16 protein-coding genes are annotated in these 17,723 nt (G+C 68.3%); 9 read left to right on the forward strand and 7 right to left on the reverse strand.

The window, feature by feature from the left end:
* Positions 1–25 precede the first annotated feature (25 nt).
* Both ACYVN4_RS21810 and ACYVN4_RS21815 read left to right on the forward strand, forming a co-directional pair.
* Entirely contained in the window at positions 26–712 is a 687-nt protein-coding gene (locus ACYVN4_RS21810) for a hypothetical protein (RefSeq protein ID WP_460723798.1), read from the forward strand.
* 9 nt (positions 713–721) lie between these two features.
* Complete coding sequence (locus tag ACYVN4_RS21815; protein WP_460723799.1) at positions 722–1,153, forward strand: SRPBCC family protein; 432 nt, start codon at positions 722–724, stop codon at positions 1,151–1,153.
* Positions 1,154–1,558: 405 nt separating this feature from the next.
* Here ACYVN4_RS21815 and ACYVN4_RS21820 read toward each other — a convergent pair whose 3' ends face one another.
* Complete coding sequence (locus ACYVN4_RS21820; protein ID WP_460723800.1) at positions 1,559–2,527, reverse strand: SDR family oxidoreductase; 969 nt, start codon at positions 2,525–2,527, stop codon at positions 1,559–1,561.
* 121 nt (positions 2,528–2,648) lie between these two features.
* Between ACYVN4_RS21820 and ACYVN4_RS21825 the strand changes: the two genes are divergently transcribed.
* Entirely contained in the window at positions 2,649–3,239 is a 591-nt protein-coding gene (locus ACYVN4_RS21825) for a TetR family transcriptional regulator (RefSeq protein ID WP_460723801.1), read from the forward strand.
* 173 nt (positions 3,240–3,412) lie between these two features.
* Here the strand turns inward: ACYVN4_RS21825 and ACYVN4_RS21830 are convergent, their stop codons facing one another.
* On the reverse strand, positions 3,413–3,853 hold the full coding sequence (locus ACYVN4_RS21830; protein ID WP_460723802.1) for a pyridoxamine 5'-phosphate oxidase family protein: 441 nt from the start codon (positions 3,851–3,853) through the stop codon (positions 3,413–3,415).
* A gap of 373 nt (positions 3,854–4,226) precedes the next feature.
* On the opposite strand from ACYVN4_RS21830, the gene ACYVN4_RS21835 reads away from it, so the two are divergent.
* The 3 genes from ACYVN4_RS21835 to ACYVN4_RS21845 are packed head-to-tail and all read left to right on the forward strand — an operon-like array spanning position 4,227 to position 7,773.
* Positions 4,227–5,234 (forward strand): LLM class flavin-dependent oxidoreductase, encoded by a 1,008-nt coding sequence (locus ACYVN4_RS21835; protein WP_460723803.1) that lies wholly within the window; start codon positions 4,227–4,229, stop codon positions 5,232–5,234.
* A gap of 35 nt (positions 5,235–5,269) precedes the next feature.
* Positions 5,270–6,541, forward strand: coding sequence for a condensation domain-containing protein (locus ACYVN4_RS21840; protein WP_460723804.1), 1,272 nt, complete (start codon positions 5,270–5,272; stop codon positions 6,539–6,541).
* Positions 6,538–7,773, forward strand: a complete 1,236-nt coding sequence (locus ACYVN4_RS21845; RefSeq protein ID WP_460723805.1) for a glycosyltransferase — start codon at positions 6,538–6,540, stop codon at positions 7,771–7,773. Before ACYVN4_RS21840 ends, ACYVN4_RS21845 begins: the two co-directional genes overlap by 4 nt.
* 7 nt (positions 7,774–7,780) lie before the next feature.
* Here the strand turns inward: ACYVN4_RS21845 and ACYVN4_RS21850 are convergent, their stop codons facing one another.
* Positions 7,781–8,380: a TetR/AcrR family transcriptional regulator gene (locus ACYVN4_RS21850; protein WP_460723806.1), complete on the reverse strand. Its 600-nt coding sequence runs from the start codon at positions 8,378–8,380 to the stop codon at positions 7,781–7,783.
* The gene (locus ACYVN4_RS21855) at positions 8,377–10,020 is read right to left on the reverse strand and encodes an FAD-binding oxidoreductase (RefSeq protein ID WP_460723807.1); all 1,644 of its coding nucleotides are present in this window, start codon (positions 10,018–10,020) and stop codon (positions 8,377–8,379) included. Before ACYVN4_RS21855 ends, ACYVN4_RS21850 begins: the two co-directional genes overlap by 4 nt.
* A 198-nt stretch (positions 10,021–10,218) precedes the next feature.
* Between ACYVN4_RS21855 and ACYVN4_RS21860 the strand changes: the two genes are divergently transcribed.
* Positions 10,219–11,382, forward strand: coding sequence for an MlaD family protein (locus ACYVN4_RS21860; protein WP_460724060.1), 1,164 nt, complete (start codon positions 10,219–10,221; stop codon positions 11,380–11,382).
* Positions 11,383–11,649: 267 nt separating this feature from the next.
* Positions 11,650–12,165 (forward strand): L,D-transpeptidase, encoded by a 516-nt coding sequence (locus ACYVN4_RS21865; RefSeq protein WP_460723808.1) that lies wholly within the window; start codon positions 11,650–11,652, stop codon positions 12,163–12,165.
* Positions 12,166–12,225: 60 nt separating this feature from the next.
* On the opposite strand, the gene ACYVN4_RS21870 is transcribed toward ACYVN4_RS21865, so the two are convergent.
* Both ACYVN4_RS21870 and ACYVN4_RS21875 read right to left on the reverse strand, forming a co-directional pair.
* The gene (locus ACYVN4_RS21870) at positions 12,226–12,969 is read right to left on the reverse strand and encodes an SDR family NAD(P)-dependent oxidoreductase (protein WP_460723809.1); all 744 of its coding nucleotides are present in this window, start codon (positions 12,967–12,969) and stop codon (positions 12,226–12,228) included.
* Between the two features lie 86 nt (positions 12,970–13,055).
* Positions 13,056–13,454: an SgcJ/EcaC family oxidoreductase gene (locus tag ACYVN4_RS21875; RefSeq protein WP_460723810.1), complete on the reverse strand. Its 399-nt coding sequence runs from the start codon at positions 13,452–13,454 to the stop codon at positions 13,056–13,058.
* Positions 13,455–13,574: 120 nt separating this feature from the next.
* Here ACYVN4_RS21875 and ACYVN4_RS21880 point away from each other — a divergent pair, with 120 nt between their 5' ends.
* Positions 13,575–14,537 carry a sigma-70 family RNA polymerase sigma factor gene (locus ACYVN4_RS21880; RefSeq protein ID WP_460723811.1) on the forward strand — a complete coding sequence of 321 codons (963 nt, stop codon included), beginning with the start codon at positions 13,575–13,577 and terminating at the stop codon, positions 14,535–14,537.
* Between the two features lie 146 nt (positions 14,538–14,683).
* On the opposite strand, the gene ACYVN4_RS21885 is transcribed toward ACYVN4_RS21880, so the two are convergent.
* Positions 14,684–17,695 (reverse strand): helix-turn-helix transcriptional regulator, encoded by a 3,012-nt coding sequence (locus ACYVN4_RS21885; protein WP_460723812.1) that lies wholly within the window; start codon positions 17,693–17,695, stop codon positions 14,684–14,686.
* Positions 17,696–17,723 lie beyond the last annotated feature (28 nt).

A 17,723-nucleotide genomic window follows, 5' to 3' on the forward strand; every position in this document is an offset into this window, starting at 1 on the left:
CCGGTGCGATGTCACGATGGGGGAAGTGATGGAGCAGAACCGCACCGGCAGCCCGGCCACCGGGATCGTCCGGTTCAGCCAGGAAGGCCAGTGGGACCGGGATGTTCACCGGCTACTGCGTCGTGCCCGCCGTGAGGCGGTGGTGGCGGTATCCAATCCCGCACCCTCCAGCGATCATCTGCGGCTCGGGCAGGTGGTGGTCGACGATCTGCTGACTGCGGGCACACAGGTGCGGCTGCTCTACTCCCCCGATTACCTCGAGACCCGGGATCGGCAACCGCTGCTGCGACATTCCGCGCGGGGCGCACAGATCCGCGTGACCGACAACGAGTTCCACAACGCGCTCATCATCGATCGGACCGTCGCGGTGCTCTGGAGCGGCGCGGGCGCGCGCAATCCATACGCCTACCTGGTCCGCGAACCTGCCTTGCTGAGCGCCCTGCACCAATTCGCCCTGCTGAGCTGGCAATCCGGACACGGACTCGCCGGACCGCCGGAATCCGTGGCCATCGACGACACCGACCGCGCCATCCTCAACACCCTCAACCTCGGCCTGATCGACGAGACCGCCGCCCGCCGTCTCGGCCTCTCGCTACGCACCTACCGCCGCCATGTCGCCGACCTGATGACCCGGCTGGGTGTGCACTCCCGCTTCCAGATCGGTGTCCGCGCAGCCCAACTCGGTCTGCTGGACGATCCGGGCTGCCGCTAGAGTTCGGCAATGCCCGAAAAGATCCTCCGCAACACGTTCACCATCACCGCCCCCGCACAAGCGGCGTACGACCACCTGACCCGGCCGGAGAACTACATCGGCCTGTCCCCGCTGGTGGTGGCGGTCGAGGACGTGCAGGACGGCTCGTACGTGGCAGTCGAACGCTTCCGCCTGCTGTCGCTGAAGTACGACAACCGCATTCGAGTCTCGCTGCAGGGCACCCCCGCCAGTTCCGTCTGGGGCGAGGTCAACAGCCCCGGCGGCGTCCACATGGCCTACCGCTTCGACCTCACCCCCACCCCCGAAGGCACCCGCGTCGACGACGAACTCCGCCTCCGCACCCCCTTCGGCCTCATGTCCTTCGCCTCCGGCCAAGCCCGCAAGGTCCAACTGGCCCGCGCCACCATCCTCGCCGACCGCCTCACCGCGAACCGACGCTGACTCGACGGACCAGAACACCAGGACCGCAACGGGTTCCGAGCACGGGACCGGAATCGACGCAATTCCGTCAGGCGGTTGAGCACCTCGCCACGATCCGGTACTACGGGTTCGCCCGCGACATGCTCCGAGAGCCGCTGAAGCAGCCACCGACCTGTATGCGCAGCAATGTCCGTAGCCTGAGCCAGCGAGTAGGCATTCGCGCCCAGGTCGTGTCTCGAGCGGGTGAGGGCGGCATTCGTCCGCCGTCATTCGCGCCGTGACCATTGGTTGATGCCGGGGCCGACCAGCCTGGATGGACACCAACCTCAACTAGCCATCATCCGCTCGTGATCGAATGCGATCGGGTCGTCCATAGTGCGAGCGTGCCATGGGATCACCCATGGAGTTCGAAGCTCGTGCGGCTCGTCAGCTCTGGCTGTGCTCGTGTGGGCCGTGGTGCGGTAACCAGATCTGCTCGGCGCGGATGCTGGCCTGTGGAGTGAAGTAGTCGCCGGTCCCGAGGTCCTGCAATAGCGTTGCGTGCTTCGGTTCCCACTTCAGGAGCGCCTGGGTGTGTTCGCTGGAGACGGGCACGTCGAGGGAGAAGAATCTGGCCAGGAACGGGTTTCCGAGATGTGCGGCGGCCTGTTCGAGGGTCAGTGAAGCGGTGGGAATGGTGAGCATCTGGGCGATCTGCTCCGCGATGGTCTTGATCGTGACAGCGCTTTCGCCGGCACCGTGCAGCACGCTCCCGGCGGGAGCCTTCTCCAACGCCAACCGGAACAGGACCGCGGCGTCGGCGCGGTGGACTGCTGGCCAACGATTGGCGCCGTCACCGATGTAGGCCGAGATGCCCGCTCTGCGCGCGGCTGCGATGAGAGCGGGAATGAACCCGTAGTCGCCGGGGCCGTGCACGGTCGGTGCGAGTCGCACGACGCTGGATCGGACCCCTCGATCGGCGAAGCCCAGACATGCCTGCTCGCCTGGAATGCGAAAAGCGGCAATCGAATCGGGATCCGGCGCGTCCTGTTCGGTGCTGACCCGCCCGGCCCTGGTTACCAATGTGCCCGAGGTGCTGACGAACGGTTTACCGGATCCGACCAGCGGCTGACCGAGCGCCTCGATCGCGGCGCAGTCGCGGCGGATGCGCTCGTCCGGATCGGCGTAGTCGCCACCGTGGGCCATGTGCAGGACACCGTCGGCGGCTCGCGCACCGCGGCGCAGGCTGTCGAGGTCGTCGAGGGACCCGTGATGAGGTGTGGCACCCAGCGATTCCAGCCGCGCGGCGGCAGCAGCCGAGCGGGCCAGGCCGGTGACGGTGTGACCGGCCGCGACAAGCTCGGCGACGACGGCGGGGCCGGTCTGGCCAGAACCACCGGTAACGAAGACGTGCATGGACACTCCCCTTTACGCCATGGACTGGCGCTAAGTAGCGCCAGTCACTGACTCTACGCGTAACGCCAGTAACTGGCGCAATGTGACGCCAGTCACTGACATATTGCGGTAGCCTCGCCACATGCCACGGAGCGGAGCAGACGCACGTCGCCGCCTTCAACAGGCGGCCCTGGACCTGTATCAGGAACAAGGGTTCGACCAGACCACGATCGCGGAGATCACCGCCCGGGCCGGGGTCAACGAACGCACCTTCTTCCGGCACTTCCCCGACAAACGTGAGGTGCTCTTCGACGGCGAAGCCGACCTACGCGCCGCGCTGATGCAGACCATTGCCGAAGCGCCCGAGGGACTCGAGCCGTTCGAGACACTGCTGTGCGCCTTCGGTGAATCCGCACGGAACCTGGAGAACAACCGCCCGTTCTCCGAACCACGGCGGAAAGTCATCGCGGCGACCCCGGCGCTGCGCGAACGCGATCTGGCCAAACACGCGTGGCTCACGGACGCCGTCGCGGAGGCGTTGCGACAGCGCGGTGTCGGCGACGGGTTGGCCGACCTGGCCGCCCGAACCGGCTGGGCCACCTATCGGCATGCGGTCCAAGCCTGGATCGACGACCCCACGCAGGATTTGGGCGCACATCTCACCCAAGCCTTCGACGACCTACGCACCCTCGCCACGGCCACGCTACCGACCCACGCAGGCCCCGAACACTGATACCGCCCGCCTGCGGTCACTGACCGTTACTACTGAACCGCGTCACGAATGCAACGCCCGGAGCCTGTGAACGAAATAACCTCTCATCGGCAATGCAGTGTGTTTGGTCGAAGTGTCCGGATTACTCGGCAACGTGTGTTCATCAGGAGGTTTGCCTGCCGTGTGGGTTGACGTCAGCGACGCCGGGTGACCAGCACGCCCTTGCCCGGACGCCAGTGCTGGATTACCAGCAGCTCGGCCGCCGGATCGACGGAGGTCAGAACTGCGTCGGTGAGGTCGAGACGGAAGTTGTGGACATCCGGTGGAGATTCGAGGGCCGCTTTCGCCGGTCCGGTGAGTTCGATTGCGACACCCATTACTTTGGCGTCGCCTTCGCCGGGGTGGGCGTGGATCGCACACCGTCCATCGCGTCGTAGGTCGGCCGCTTTCACGGCGGCGGGCATGGAGCCGAACAGGAGATCCGGACCGATGAACTCCACCTCCGATCCACTGACCCGAGGGGCGCCGTCTCGACGCAGGGTTGCCAGCACGTGGGTCTTGTGAGCCTCGAACCGCTGCCTCACCTGCGCCGCCAATTCCGGTGCCTCACTGCTGAAGTCCAGCCATGTCGCCATGGGATCACGATGCCAGCACCCTCCGACAGTCCGGGTTACGCAGCAAATGCGTAGGCGCACAGTTCTTCTGCCGAGCACGCCGCTGATACTCGGTTCGCGCACCTGGACATCACTGCTGAACGCTCGCCCTCACCTCTGCAGTAGCGGACGTCCTGCGAGAGCAATCGGGTCCACCGAAACGTGCAGCAATTCGAAGGCTCCCAACCGCCGTGTTCTCTGAGATCGTTATGGTGCCTCCGGCGCGGCGGTACACCTGGCGGTGGTACCGCGCGTCGGGTGGGTCCTCTCGGTGGTGGCGCTGGGCCGGTCGTGTCAATCGTTGGGGTATCGCGGGTTATTGCTCAGTGGCGCTGCGGCATTCGATATTGGCGGGATGAACGTGGTGGCGGCGCTTCGGCTCAATATGACCAATGTCGATGATTTCGGGGGCGGGCATGGGGAGAGGTATCGGGCGGCGTTGGATATGGCCGCCTATGCCGATGGGTGTGGGTTCTCCGTGGTCAACTGCGAGGAGCACCATGGGTCGGGGACGGGGTGGCTGCCTGCGCCGTTGTTGATGGCGGCGGCGGTGGGGGCTTGTACGGCTCGGATGCGGGTCAGTATCGGGGCGCTGTTGGTGCCGTTGTACGAGCCGGTGCGGTTGGCCGAGGATCTGGCGGTGCTCGACAATTTGTGTGGTGGGCGGCTCACCGTGGTTGCCGGAATCGGGTATCGGCCTGAGGAATACGCGGCGTTGGGGCGGGATTTTCGGCGGCGGGGGCGGCTGATGGACGAGGCGCTGGAGATCATGTTCGCGGCGTGGCGGGGCGAGACGGTCGGGCGGGGCGAACAGCGGCTCCGGGTGACGCCCAGGCCGTTTACCGCGCCGCATCCACAGCTGCTCATCGCCGGAATGAGTGCGGCTGCGGCGCGGCGGGCTGCCAAGTTCGGGCTGCCGTTGTCGCTGCCGATGGCCATGCCGGAAGTCGAAGAGCTGTACTACGCCGAGCTACAGCGCTGCGGCACCGCCGGATTCGTGCACAAGCCGGAGCCGGGCAGCAAACTCACACTGCTGCACCATGATCCGGACGCCGCCTGGCAGCGCTACGCGCCCCACATTCTCACCGAGATCCGCGAATACGCCTCCTGGAAGCGCGACGGGGTGCCCCGTCCGCACGACACCGACACCGACACCGGCTCGGTCGATGCGGTACGTGCACACGGCTACTTGGAGATCCTGACCCCCGAACAATTGCGCGACCAGATCGCCTGCGGGCGAACCGAAATCCTGATGAATCCACTGATCGGCGGGCTGCCCCTCGACGCGGGCTGGGCGAGTCTGCGCCTGCTCGGCGAGGTGCTGGCCCAGGCCGGGGTCGAGGCGACCCCGGTGGCCGGATGAAGCCCAACCGACATTCCCCTACTCCGAGGACGACCATGACCGAACCGCGCCCCGGGCGGCTCACCGCCGCCGCACGCAAATTCCTCACCTGGGATGAGAATCCCGCCATTTTCGGCATCACCATCCCTTGCCCGGTGCCGGTAGCTATGGGACCGGAAGATGCTGCGCGCCTGCTGAATTCGCTCATCGACACACATGAGGCGCTGCGCAGCCGCTACAGCTACGGCGAGGGCGCCGGTTGCGTGATCGAACCGCCGTCCGGTGGCGTCCTCGATCCGGCCCGCATCGACGTGCGGGTCGTGGATATCGAGGGCATGGATCCCGGTGCGCTCATGGCCGTGATCGAGGAGGAGTCGGCGAAGGCGAATCTGCGGTTGGAGCCGTCGGCGGGGAAGATCCTGACCGCCGCGCTGCTGACCCGCTCCACCGACGTGAACATCCTGCTGCTGACCGCCCATCACGTCGCGATCGACGGGGTCGCCATGTGGGTGCTATGGGACGATATCGCCACCTATGTGCGGCAATGGGAAGCGGGCGAGGCGATTTCGCTGCTGCCCGAGTCCACCACCGGGTCGGAGTGGGCCGAATTCCTGGAAGGTTACGCGCCCGAGCGGGTCGGCGAACTGGAGTACTGGCTCGCGGCCAGCGACAGCGTGCCGAATCAGCTACCCCGTGCGGCCACACCAGAATCCGCGCACATTGACGGTGTTATCGACGGCTCGCTCGCGCAGCGACTGCTGGTGGAGTTGCCGGAGCTGCTCGGGGCCAGCTATACCCGGATCCTGCTGGTCGCACTGGGTTTGGCGGTCGAGGACGTGACCGGGGAGGCCCGGCCCATTCAGGTGCAGAAGCACGGCCGCTACAGTCGCCTGCGGCCGGGCACGGACCTCTCGCGCACGGTCGCTTGGATATCCGACGACTACCCGTGGGCGTTGCGCCCCATCACGGGCGACCTGGACGGGCGCATGGCCGACGCCATCGCCACCTACCCGCCCAATCCCGAAGACTTCACCCTGCTGTGCTGGCATCACCCCGAAAGCTGGCAGCGTTTCCTGAGTTTCAACTTCCCGAAGTACTACTTCAACTTCCTCGGCGACGTGGGCGTGTGGATCCCGGACGCGCAATCGCGCGAGCAGTCACGGCTGACCATGTTCGATCTGAGCACGTTCCTGGGCACCAGCAAGCCCGATGGCGTTGAGCAGGTGCACTATTCGGTGCATTCGCCCGAGGGCGGCCTCGGCGACCGCACGCTCGGCGATATCGTGCGCCGGTGGCTGTCGATCCTCGAGACGGTGGAGCCGCGATGAGCCGGATCGTGCTCGTGGGCATCGGCAGCCGCGGCGATATCGCACCCCTGACCGGTCTCGGTGTGGGCTTGCGCGAGGCCGGGCACGAGGTGGTGGTGGCCGCGCATTGGATGTTCGCCGAGCAGATCACCGGGTGCGGGCTGGAGTTCCGGGAGATGCCGATGAATCTCGACATCGACACCAGCCCCGACGTCAATCGACTGGCGGCGGGCTGGAAGTTCTCCTCCCCCAACGGTGTTCGCACCATGGGCCTGGGCATGATCGAGGCGCTGCGCGACGAGCCCGCCGACCTGCTGTTGCTGCCGCCACCCACCGAGTACGCGGGACTGCCGCTGGCGGAGGCCAAGGGCATTCCCTCGATCGGACTGCGGTTCCAACCGCTGTCCGCGACCGCCGCCCACGCCCCGGCGGCGCTGGGCCCCTACGACTTCGGTGGTCGCAGCAATGTCCTCGCCGCCGACTTCGGGGCCTGGTTCAACGACAGCTTCTACGCCGGAACCGTTGCCGCATTGCGCCGCGAACTCGGCCTGCCGCCGCTGTCGGTACGTGCGGCACGTCGGCAACGCACTGCCGAACAATGGCCGATTCTCAATGGCTTCTCACCCAGTGTCGTTGCGCGCCCGGCCGATTGGCGACCGGGATTGGAGGTGACCGGCTACTGGTGGCCGCCGCGCCCCGAACAGTGGGAGCCGCCCGCCGAGCTGGTCGACTTCCTCGACGCCGGAGAGCCGCCGGTCTTCCTCGGCTTCGGCAGCATGGTCGACAATGCCGCGGGCAGCGCCCGCACCTCGGAGATCATCGCGAAGGCGGTGCGGCGGGCCGGGGTCCGCGCCGTCGTGCAGCCGAACTGGATGGGCCTCGAGGTCTCCGGCGCGGACGTGCTGACCATCGGTGAGGTTCCGCACGATTGGTTGTTCCCGCGTGCGGCCGCGGTGGTCCATCACTGCGGCGCGGGCACCACGGCGGCGGGCCTGCGCGCGGGCGTGCCCGCCATCGGGGTGCCGGTCTATGCCGATCAGCCGTTCTGGGCCCGGCGGCTGGTCGACCTCGGCGTCAGCCCGACGACCATCCCCTACGGGAAGCTGTCGGAAGACCTCCTCACCGACGCACTCGTCCAGGCCACGACGCAACACTCGTACCGCGACAACGCGATTCGACTGGCCGCCCGCATCGGCGCGGAGGACGGCGTCGGCCTGGCCGTGAAAGCCATCGAGGCGCACCTGACCGGATAGCGGGGCGTTACCGGGATCGGCCGAGGGCGGCGAAGATTCGGGAGCAGCGCTCGGTCATGTCGCCGGGCGTGTGGTCCGGGTGGTCGCTCCACCACGCGATGGTGGTGGTGACGATGCTGAACCACAGCGACAACACCAGCGAATGATCCGTCGGATCGCCGATCCCCGCTTCGGCCAGGACCTCGGTGACACCCTCGGATCCCATGGCGTTGAGCGCGTTCTGGTAGTGGCGTGCCGTGTCGAAGGGCGCACCCGGACGGGGCAGCGTGGCGTCGTAGATGATCCGCCAGTTCTGGGTGTGCCCGTCCAGAGCGGTGAAGATGCCGGTCAGGGTGGCGAGGGCCTTGCCGGGCGCGCCGTGCACGGACTGAGCCTCGGCAACGGCGGTCACCAGTCGCTCCCCCGCGCGGTGCACGCAGGCGGCGTGCAGGCCGTCGCGGGAGCCGAAGTAGGTGTAGATGAGCGGCTTCGAAACCCCTGCCGCCGTGGCAATTTCGGCGATCGAGGCATTGGCATAGCCCCGGTCACCGAATTCGACCGTGGCGATATCGAGAATCTGCTGTTCGCGTTGCTCGCGCGGAACGCCCTTGGTGCCGGCGCGACTCACCGGGCCGCCCCGGCGGAAACCCTTGCGGCAGGGTCGATCAGGACGCCGGGATTCAGGATGCCGGCCGGATCCAGGGCCGCCTTCGCCGCCCGCAGCGCGACCGCGAACGGTTCCGGCCGCTGCCGGTCGTACCACGGGCGATGGTCGCGACCGACCGCGTGATGATGCGTGATCGTCCCGCCCGCGTCCGAAAGCGCCTGCGACACCGCGGCTTTGATCTCGTCCCACTGTTCGACCGTGCGACCCCACTCACCGGCGGCGTAGATCCCGAAATACGGTGCGGGACCGTCCGGATAGACGTGGGTGAACCGGCAGGACACCACACCGGTCACCCCGAGCGACTCGAACGCGCCCGTCGCCGCCGCCTGCACCGCAGCCCGCAATTCCTCGAAACGGTCCCAGGTGCAAGCGGTTTCGAACGTCTCCACGATCATCGACTGGGCGGCCAACGCATCACGCTGATACGGCATGCGCAGGAACGACGACCGCCAGGTGTCGGCCGCGCCCGCGCGCGTCACCGCTTCCTGCTCGGCATCGGTGGAGCGCACCCCGTCCGGCACCGTGCCGCCGTGCTCGCGGCAGATGCGCAGCGCCCACGACATCGGTTCGTCCACCGGATGATCGGCGGATTCGAAGCCCAGCACCAGCACGCCCCCGGCGCTGGCGGTCCCGGCATTGAGGAACGCCTCCACCGGATCCAGCAGGCGGCAGTTGGCCGGGAAGATTCCGGCCTGAGCGATCTCGCGGGTGGCGGCAACCGCGGCGGTGTAGTCGCCGAACAGCACCGAAGCGCCGGTGCGCCAGCGCGGCCGCTCCTGCACCCGCAGCCACGCTTCGGTGATCACGCCGAGCACGCCCTCCGAACCCAGGAACATCCGATCCGGCGACGGGCCCGCCCCGGAACCGGGCAGCCGCCGCGACTCGCTCACTCCGACCGGGGTGACCACGCGCATCGACTCCACCATGTCGTCGATGTGGGTGTAGACGGTCGCGAAATGCCCGCCCGCGCGGGTCGCCAGCCAGCCGCCCAGGGTGGAGAACTCGAAGGACTGCGGAAAATGCCGCAGCGTCAACCCGTATGGCCGCAGCCCCGCCTCCACCGCGGGCCCGAGCAGTCCCGCCTGCATGCGCGCGGCGCGGCTGACCCGGTCGACCTCCAGCACCCGGTCGAGCCCGCCCAGGTCCAGCGACACCACGCCCGGGTAATCGGCCATCCCGCGCGGCTCGACCCCGCCGACCACGGAAGTGCCGCCACCGAACGGGATCACCGCGATCCCGGCGCTGCCGCACCAGTCCAGAACATCCACCACGTCCTGTTCCGAGCGAGGGCGCAGCACCAGATCCGGAACGTGCTCGACCCGGCCGAGCAAGGCGCGCACCACATCCCGGAACGCCTGTCCGTGACCATGCGCCACCCGGTCACCGAGTTCGCCGGAAGCCAACGCCGCCAACGCATCCGGAGCCTGGATACGCGGGGCGGGCACCGACAGTTCCGCGAGCGCGGGCGGCTCGTGCACGGTCAGATCGGCCTTGGGCATGAGTTCACCGATGCGCCGGGTCAATGCGGCGCGTTCGGCACCGGTCACCGCGTCCTCGACATTGCCCCATCCCCACCACGACCGTGTCACAGCTGTCTCCATCAGATCCGGGAAGTTAATTGACTCGACGGTAAATTACCTCCCGGTCAATCGCAAGGGTCACCGCCGAGCCTCGCCCGGAGACCGGGGCCGCCGGTCGGGCGGCGCGAATGTGATTAGATAGCGCGCAGTTTCGCCTGGTGTTTGCTGTGCATCGAACCTATTGGCTGTCTGATCAGCGGTGGAGGCGGGCTCTTGAACGTGCTGCGCGGGCGCAAGACCTTGGTGGGAAATCTGGCTCTGGTGGTGCTGCTACTGATCGGAGCCGCTTATCTGGCATTCGACGTGGCACGGGTGAAGGGACCGGGCGGCACCTACGCGGTGACCGTGCAGCTGGATCGATCCGGTGGTTTGCAGGCGGGTAACGATGTCACCTGGCGCGGGTTCCGGGTGGGCTCGGTCAAGGCCGTCGACCTCATCGACGGCGGCGCGGGGGTGGCGGCGGTCGCGGAAATCGATAAGAGCTACCGGATTCCGGCCGACACCGAGATCCACGTCGGCGCGCTGTCGGGGGCGGGTGAGCAGTACCTCGACTTCCGCCCGCGCACCGACCAGGCCCCGTTCCTGCACGACGGGCAGCTGATCAAGTTCGATCCCGCGCAGATCACCACGCCAACCCCGATCTCGGAGACACTGGCCGACAGCAATGCCCTGATCGCACAGATCGATCCGGACAAGTACGCGGTCATCCTCGACAACCTCAACACCGCGCTCAGCGGTGGCCCCGACCAGCTCAAGGGCCTCATCGACGGATTGAGCATCGCCACCACAGGATTGGACAATCGGCTGCCGCAGACGGTCAGCCTCATCGAGAACCTGCGGGTCATCGTCGGCACCACCTCGCACGCACAGCCGGATCTGGGCACGCTGACCCGCAATTCGCACGTGCTGCTCGAGCAGGCCGACATCGCCAATGGCGAACTGCGGCAACTGCTGGACAACGCGCCCGGGGAGATCGGTGTCGCCGACGCCGTTCTCGACCGGAACATGGATCCGATCCAGAGCCTGGTCACCACCCTGAGCGCCATCGTGCGGGCCGCGATGCTGCGACTTCCGGCCGTGCGGGCGCTGTTTCCCGCGCTGGTGATCGGCACCAACGCCATGGGCGTGCCCGCCCACGACGGCGAGTTCTACACCATCACCGATGCCTGGCCGCGGCCCTGGTGTCTGTACCCGACCCGCAATATCGCGCCATTCGTGGTGTCGGAGCCCACCTTCGGACGCTTCAACTACTGCGACAGCGCACCCGCCGATCAGCAGATCCGCGGCTCGGCCAACGCCCCGCGCCCGAATGTCCCGAACAACGGCGCGCACATGCCGACCGGTGTCGATCCCAATGAGCGCACGCTGCCGCCGGTTCGGTGATCACGCGGGCATCCCGCCACACCCGGCCGCGCGGTAGTACCGGCGTGCCCGCAGAATCCGTCAGGCGTGTCGGCGCGCCTGTCGGTGTTTATCCCGCGAATCTCGATTCGCACCCGTCAGAATGATCACCGGTACCCAGTGGTTCCAGCTCGTTTCAAGCACGCTCGTTCCAACCATGCTCGTTCCAATGCAGAGATGTCCCCTCGCCCTGATAGGCGGCAAGACCAGGGCGGCGGGCCAAGGCTAGGAGAGGGTCGAGACTCGATGATGAGCAGAAGTTCCCTCGGCTTGGCGGCGCGGTCGGCGGTTTTCGCCGGCATCGCGGTCGCGAGTGTCGCGGCGGCGCCCGCGCAAGCCGATCCATTGTGGCCCGGTGGCCCGGACGTTCCCGGTGTCCCGGCGATCGTTCCCGGCATCGCCCCCAGCGATGTCACCGCGCCGTGCGCGACGGCGGGTGCCCGCGCCTGCCTCAAGCTCACGACCAATGAGGCGTGGCTGATGGACAACGGCAAGGTCGTCTTCGGCCCCACCCCCATCTCACACGGCATGCCCGGCTTCGAGACCCCGCCCGGCGTGTTCCACGTGTCGTTCAAGAAGCCGTTCCACTGGAGCACGATGCACAACGCTCCGATGGAGTACGCGGTGTTCTTCAACGGCGACATCGCCTTCCACATCGGCCCGGTGGACAAGAAGTCCCACGGCTGCATCCGGATGACCCCGGACGGCGCGCGCGAGTTCTTCAATTACCTCAACCCCGGCGACATGGTCGAGGTCGTGCCGTAAATCGTTCCCATCGTGCGTGCCCCCTCGGAAACTTTCCGAGGGGGCTCGCTCGTTTCCGGCTCACCGCAGATACGACGCCCCGTTGACATCCAGCACGGTGCCCGAACTCCAGATCGCCTCGGGAGAAGCGAGATAGGTGACGGCGGCGGCGATTTCGGCCGGTTCGCCGACCCGCCCGAACGGACTCTGCGCCCGAACGGCATCGGTCACCCGGTCCGCCACCCGCTCGGTCGCCACGAAACCCGGCGCGACGGACGCCACCCCGATTCCGTAGGGGCCCAACGACAATGCGAGGGACTGGCCGAGCGCCTGCACCGCCGCCTTGGTCGCGCCGTAGGCGGGATGATCGGGCTCACCCCGGAAAGCGCCCCGGGAACCGATATTGACGATGCGACCGGCGATCTTGTTGTCGATCATGTGCCGAGCCGCACAGTAGGAGACATTCGCGGTCCCCAGCAGATTCACGTCGACCGTCTGCCGCCAAACCCGTTGCCATTCCAGATAATCCGTCGAAGGCAGCGGGTGCGGCAGGTTGATTGCGGCATTGTTCACCAGCACCTGCAGGGTGCCCAGCGACGCCACCGCCTCCTCGACGATCCGGGCGGCCTCACCGGCATCGGACACATCTCCACCGACCAGCGAGTGCCCGTCCCCGACCAGCACCCCCAACGTCTGCTCCGCATCGGCTCGCCGGGAGGAGTAATGCACCACCACCCGATCCCCCTGCCGCGCGAACGCCTCGGCAATCGCCCGCCCGATCCCCCGCGAAGCCCCCGTCACCAACACACCCCGACCAGTCACCATCCCCCCACCCTGCCACTCCCCCCGAGTGGCACACCGTGGAGGCCGATTCGGGCAAATCTCCGCCAGGGTGTGCCACTCGGTGAACGTCAGGCGGGGCAGGAGTGGAAGGCGGTCAGGAGCCAGGTGTTGTCGCGACGGATGAGGGTCCAGGTGGAGCGGACCCAGCGGTCGGCGGGGGGTTCGGATTCGCCGGACATGAGGATGGCGTCGCGGCTGATGACCACGGCGGCGTCGGGGACGGGGAAGCGGACGAGTTCCGGGTTGGTGAGGACGCGCGAACCATGCAGGGGGCCTGCGAATCCGGCGGCCATGCGGGCGCGGACCGCGTCGCGGCCGTCGCTGTAGACGCCGGGGAGGACCGAGGTGGAGTGCGGGTCGTAGTTGGCCACGAAGGCGTCGGCGTCGTTGGCGGCCCAGGCGGTGTAGACGCCGGTCAGGACGGCGAGGACGGCGTCGCGGTCGGTGTGTACGGCGGTGTCGGTCATGGTTTCCTCCTCGGATGGGGGCCGCGGTGAGCGGCTCACGAGTACCTACCGGCGGGCCCTGCGCGATTCATCGCTCGCGGTGTAGAAAGTTCGGCAGGGGCCGATTCGAGGAGCTGAGCCATGTCGGAAGCACTGGTCGATACGGACTTCGCGGCGCGCACCGACGGGTATCGGCGGGAATTGCTCGCGCATTGCTATCGCATGCTCGGATCGGTGCAGGACGCCGAGGATCTGGTGCAGGAAACCCTGCTGCGGGCTTGGCGGGCGCGCGCGGACTTCGACGAGACCCGGGCCGGACTGCGGACCTGGCTCTACCGCATCGCCACCAATGCCTGTCTGACGGCGCTCGAGCAGCGGGGGCGGCGGCCGATGCCCGCCGGGCTGGGGCACGCGCCCGGCGACGATCCGCGCGAGGCGCTGGTCCACGGTGGGGAAATCCCTTGGCTGCAACCGATTCCGGATTCCATGCTGGCCGACCCTGCCACCGCGGCACTCACCCACGGCAGCCTGCGGCTGGCCTTGGTGGCGGCCATGCAACTGCTACCCGCTCGCCAACGCGCCGTACTGGTGCTGCGCGAAGTGCTCGACTGGCCCGCCGCGCAGGTGGCACAGGCCCTGGACATGAGCCCCGCGGCTGTCAACAGCGCCCTGCAACGAGCCCGGAAAACCCTGCGCGACAATGGCATCAGCGAAGACGACGTCACCGAGAGTGCCGCCCAGCGAGCCGTGGTCGACAACTACGCCACCGCCTTCCGCAACGCCGACCTCGCCGCCCTGGAGAAACTCCTCGCCGACGACGTAACCATGGAAATGCCCCCCATGCTCAATTGGTACCTCGGCCGCACGGCCTACCTCGGCTTCATGGCCCGCGTCTTCGACACCCGAGGCACCGACTGGCAATTGCACCCGACCGCCGCGAACGGCCAGCCGGCTCTGGCCGCCTACGTCCGCGACGGCGAAGGCGCCTACGTCCTGCACACCCTGCAGGTCTTCACCATTCGCGACGGCCTCGTCGCCAACATGATCGCCTACCAGGTCGAAGAGATCTTCCGAATCTTCGACCTGCCACCCCGACTCCCTTGAGCCCCAACCCCTGTCGTCTGCAGTCGCGCTCATGCTCCGTCGCCGCCCGCGAGCCCAGCCGGTCTCAGCGGCCTGAGGTTGCCGCCATCGAACCCTGGCCTGCCTTGTCGGTCACGGGGCCACGGAGGCGTCGTAGGCGCTGAGCCTCAGGCGGTTTCGGTTGCTTCCACCAGCAGGCCGTGTTGGTGGGCGAAGGCGGCGGCTTCGGTGCGGCTGGCTACGCCGAGTTTGGTGAGGATGCGGGAGACGTGGACGCCGGCGGTGTTGGCGCTGATGAAGAGTTCGGCTGCCAGGCCGCGGTTGCTCAGGCCCTTGGCTACGAGGCGGAGGACGTCGAGTTCGCGGGGGGTGAGGCCGAAGCGGGTGGAGGGGTTGCTGCCCTGGGGTTTCGGGGTGTGGCCGTTGGTGGTGGCGGATCCGGGGGCGGATCCGTCGAGGGGGATGCGAGCGCGGTCGGCGACGGCCCGCGCGGCCTGCCGGAGCGGGGTGGCACCCAGGCGGGTGGCGATGTCGATCAGTTCGCGGAGCGCGTGTGCGGCGTGCGGCCGGTTTCCTTCGACCGCAGCGGATTCCGCGAAGCCCAGCAGGGAGGCGGCGATCTCGTAGGGTCGTTCGACCGCACGCCACGCGGCCACGGCCTCGGCCCAGCGGGCGGCCGAACCCGCAAGGCGCGCGGAGAACACGGCGCGGTACGCGATATCGACCGGCGAGGCGGTGGGCAGGGTGTCGCCCAGGGCGAGCAATTCCACCGGCGCTCCGGCGGTTCGGGCCGCCTGCACCACCAGCGGCCAGGCGTCGTGCGGATGCGCGAAAAGGGTTGCCGCGCCGTCCTCCGGCGCAAGCAGACCGGTGAGATCCGCTGCCGCAGTGGCCTCTTCGCCCGCCTCCAAGGCCAGTTCGCACCGGAGTGCGACGAGTTCGAGCCGGTATTGCGCGGCCCAGCGGCTGTCTCCCAATAGTCGCGCCACCCCGCCCGCCGATACGCGCGCCGTTGCCGAATCGCCTTCAGCCAGTGAGATTCGCGCGAAACACAGCCGCATGGCGGCCTGGCTCAAGGGCGGCAATTCCTCGAACTGGGTCTCGTCGACGACCGCCCGCGCCTCGTTCCACCGCCCCAGCGCCGAGAGGGCCTGCGCCCATTTCACGTACAGGATGGGGGCGGACTCGGAGAACCGGAACGACTCGTGCGCTGCCCGCAGCCCCTGCCGCACCGCCGCGATGGCGGCCTCGTAGCGTCCGGCGGCCACCAGGACCGCCGATTCCCACGTCGCCACATCCACCACGATCCGCGCATCCCCGGCCGCTGCGGCCGCGCGATGCGCCTGAGCGAAATGTGCCAGCGCCCAATCGGTTTCACTCGGTCGTGGCCCGCCGGATCCCTCCACCGCGGCCATGCCCGCCACTTCCACCTCGAGCGCGGCCGACCCCATGGCCGCCACCTCGGCCGCGGCCGCCCCGGCCAGTCCGAGATGCGCGTGCGCCCGGGCCACGAGCGCGTCGATTCCCAGTCGCTGCGCGATTGCCAGCGCCGCCCGCGCATCGGCCGCCGAGCCCACCGCATCGCCTCGGAAGATCCGTGCGGACGCCGATTGCACCAGCGCCTCTGCCCGTTCCGCCCCCGGCGATTCCGACCGCAGCAGCGCCAGCGCCCGCGTCAGATCCTCGCCGGGTCCGGCGCCGGTGGTGCCGCGCAGATAGGCCCGCCGCCGGTACAACCGCGCCAGGCGCTCCGGTTCGGCCACACCCGATCCGGCGACGCCGGTCGCGACTGCCGCGTCACCGTCCGGATCAAGAATGGACAGGGCGGCATCGGCGGCGGCGATGCCGCGTTCGGTCGCACCGATGGCGACGGCCACGTCCACGATCTGTTCCAGGACGGCGAGTTTGGTGGTGGGAATGCGGGATTCGGGTTCCTCGACTCGGTCCCAGAGGGTGAGGAGCTGTTCGAGCAGGCGTAGGCGTTCGGGGTGGGTCGGAGGGGTAGCGGTGGCGGCCGACCAGGTCGCGGTGAGTGCTTCTGGGAGATCACCGGCGGCTTGGGTGTGATGCGCCAGTTCGGCAAGGGAATCTGCAGTGGGAGTAGCGGTTTCGGCACGTAGGGCCGCAGCCAGACGAGCGTGCAGGCGGGTGCGTTCGACGGGCAGCAGGTCGTCGTGGATCGCCTGACGAATCAGAACGTGGCGGAATTCGTAGCTGGTCTCTGTGGGGAGCAACAGGTGGCGGTCGACGAGTTCGCGTAGCGCCCCGTGCAATTCGTCCGCCGATAGCTCGACGGCGGCGGCGAGCAGATCGTGGCGGACCGGGGAGCCGATGACGGCGGCCAGCCGAACAGCGGTGTGCGCGTGCGAGGACAGCCCGGTCTGGAAGCCGAGCAGCAGATCGTTCAGCCCGGCGGGCACCTCCCCCGGCGCGCGGCCCAGCGCCTCCACGAACAGCGGATTGCCACCGCTACGCTCGAAAATCTGGGTGATGAGCCCTGGTTCGGGTTCGCGCCCGAGCAGCGCCGCAAGCTGACGGCCCACTTCGTGGCGGGTCAGCGGATGCAGATCCAGCACCCGCACACCCGGATTGCGGCGCAGTTCGGCGACAAGTCCGCGCAGCGGCCCGGCCTCGCCGGGCCGATAGGTCCCGACCAGCAGGGTATCCGCGTCGGTCAGGTTGGCGGCCAGGAAGCTCAGCAGATCGCGGCTGGCGTCGTCAGCCCAGTGCAGATCCTCGAGCACCAGCACCACCGTGCGGGTGAGCGCCAATTGCTCCAGCACCGTGAGGATTTCACCGAAGAGCCGAATCCGGTCGGCCTCCGCGGCCGCCCCGCCGGTGTGAACGGCCAACTGTGGCAACCAGTTCGCGAGTGCCGGGCGCGGCGGCAGCAGTTCCGCCACCGCCTCCACCCCGAGTTTGCGCACCAGCGACCGCAATACCGCCAGGAACGGCGCGAACGCCACCCCGGCCGTACCCAGCTCCGGACACCGCCCGAGCAGCACCAGCGCCCCGGGGTCGAGTCGTTCGCCGAACTCCCCCACCAGCCGGGATTTGCCGATTCCGGCCTCACCGGCGATCAGCACCGTGTGCGCCCCGGGATCCCCCACCGCCTCGACAAGGACGGCCACCTCAGCGGCCCGACCGACCAGGACGCTACTGCCGGGAAAACTCACCACCCCATGATCATGCCGCGACACGGGTAAA

It is taken from the genome of Nocardia heshunensis (assembly GCF_054782115.1).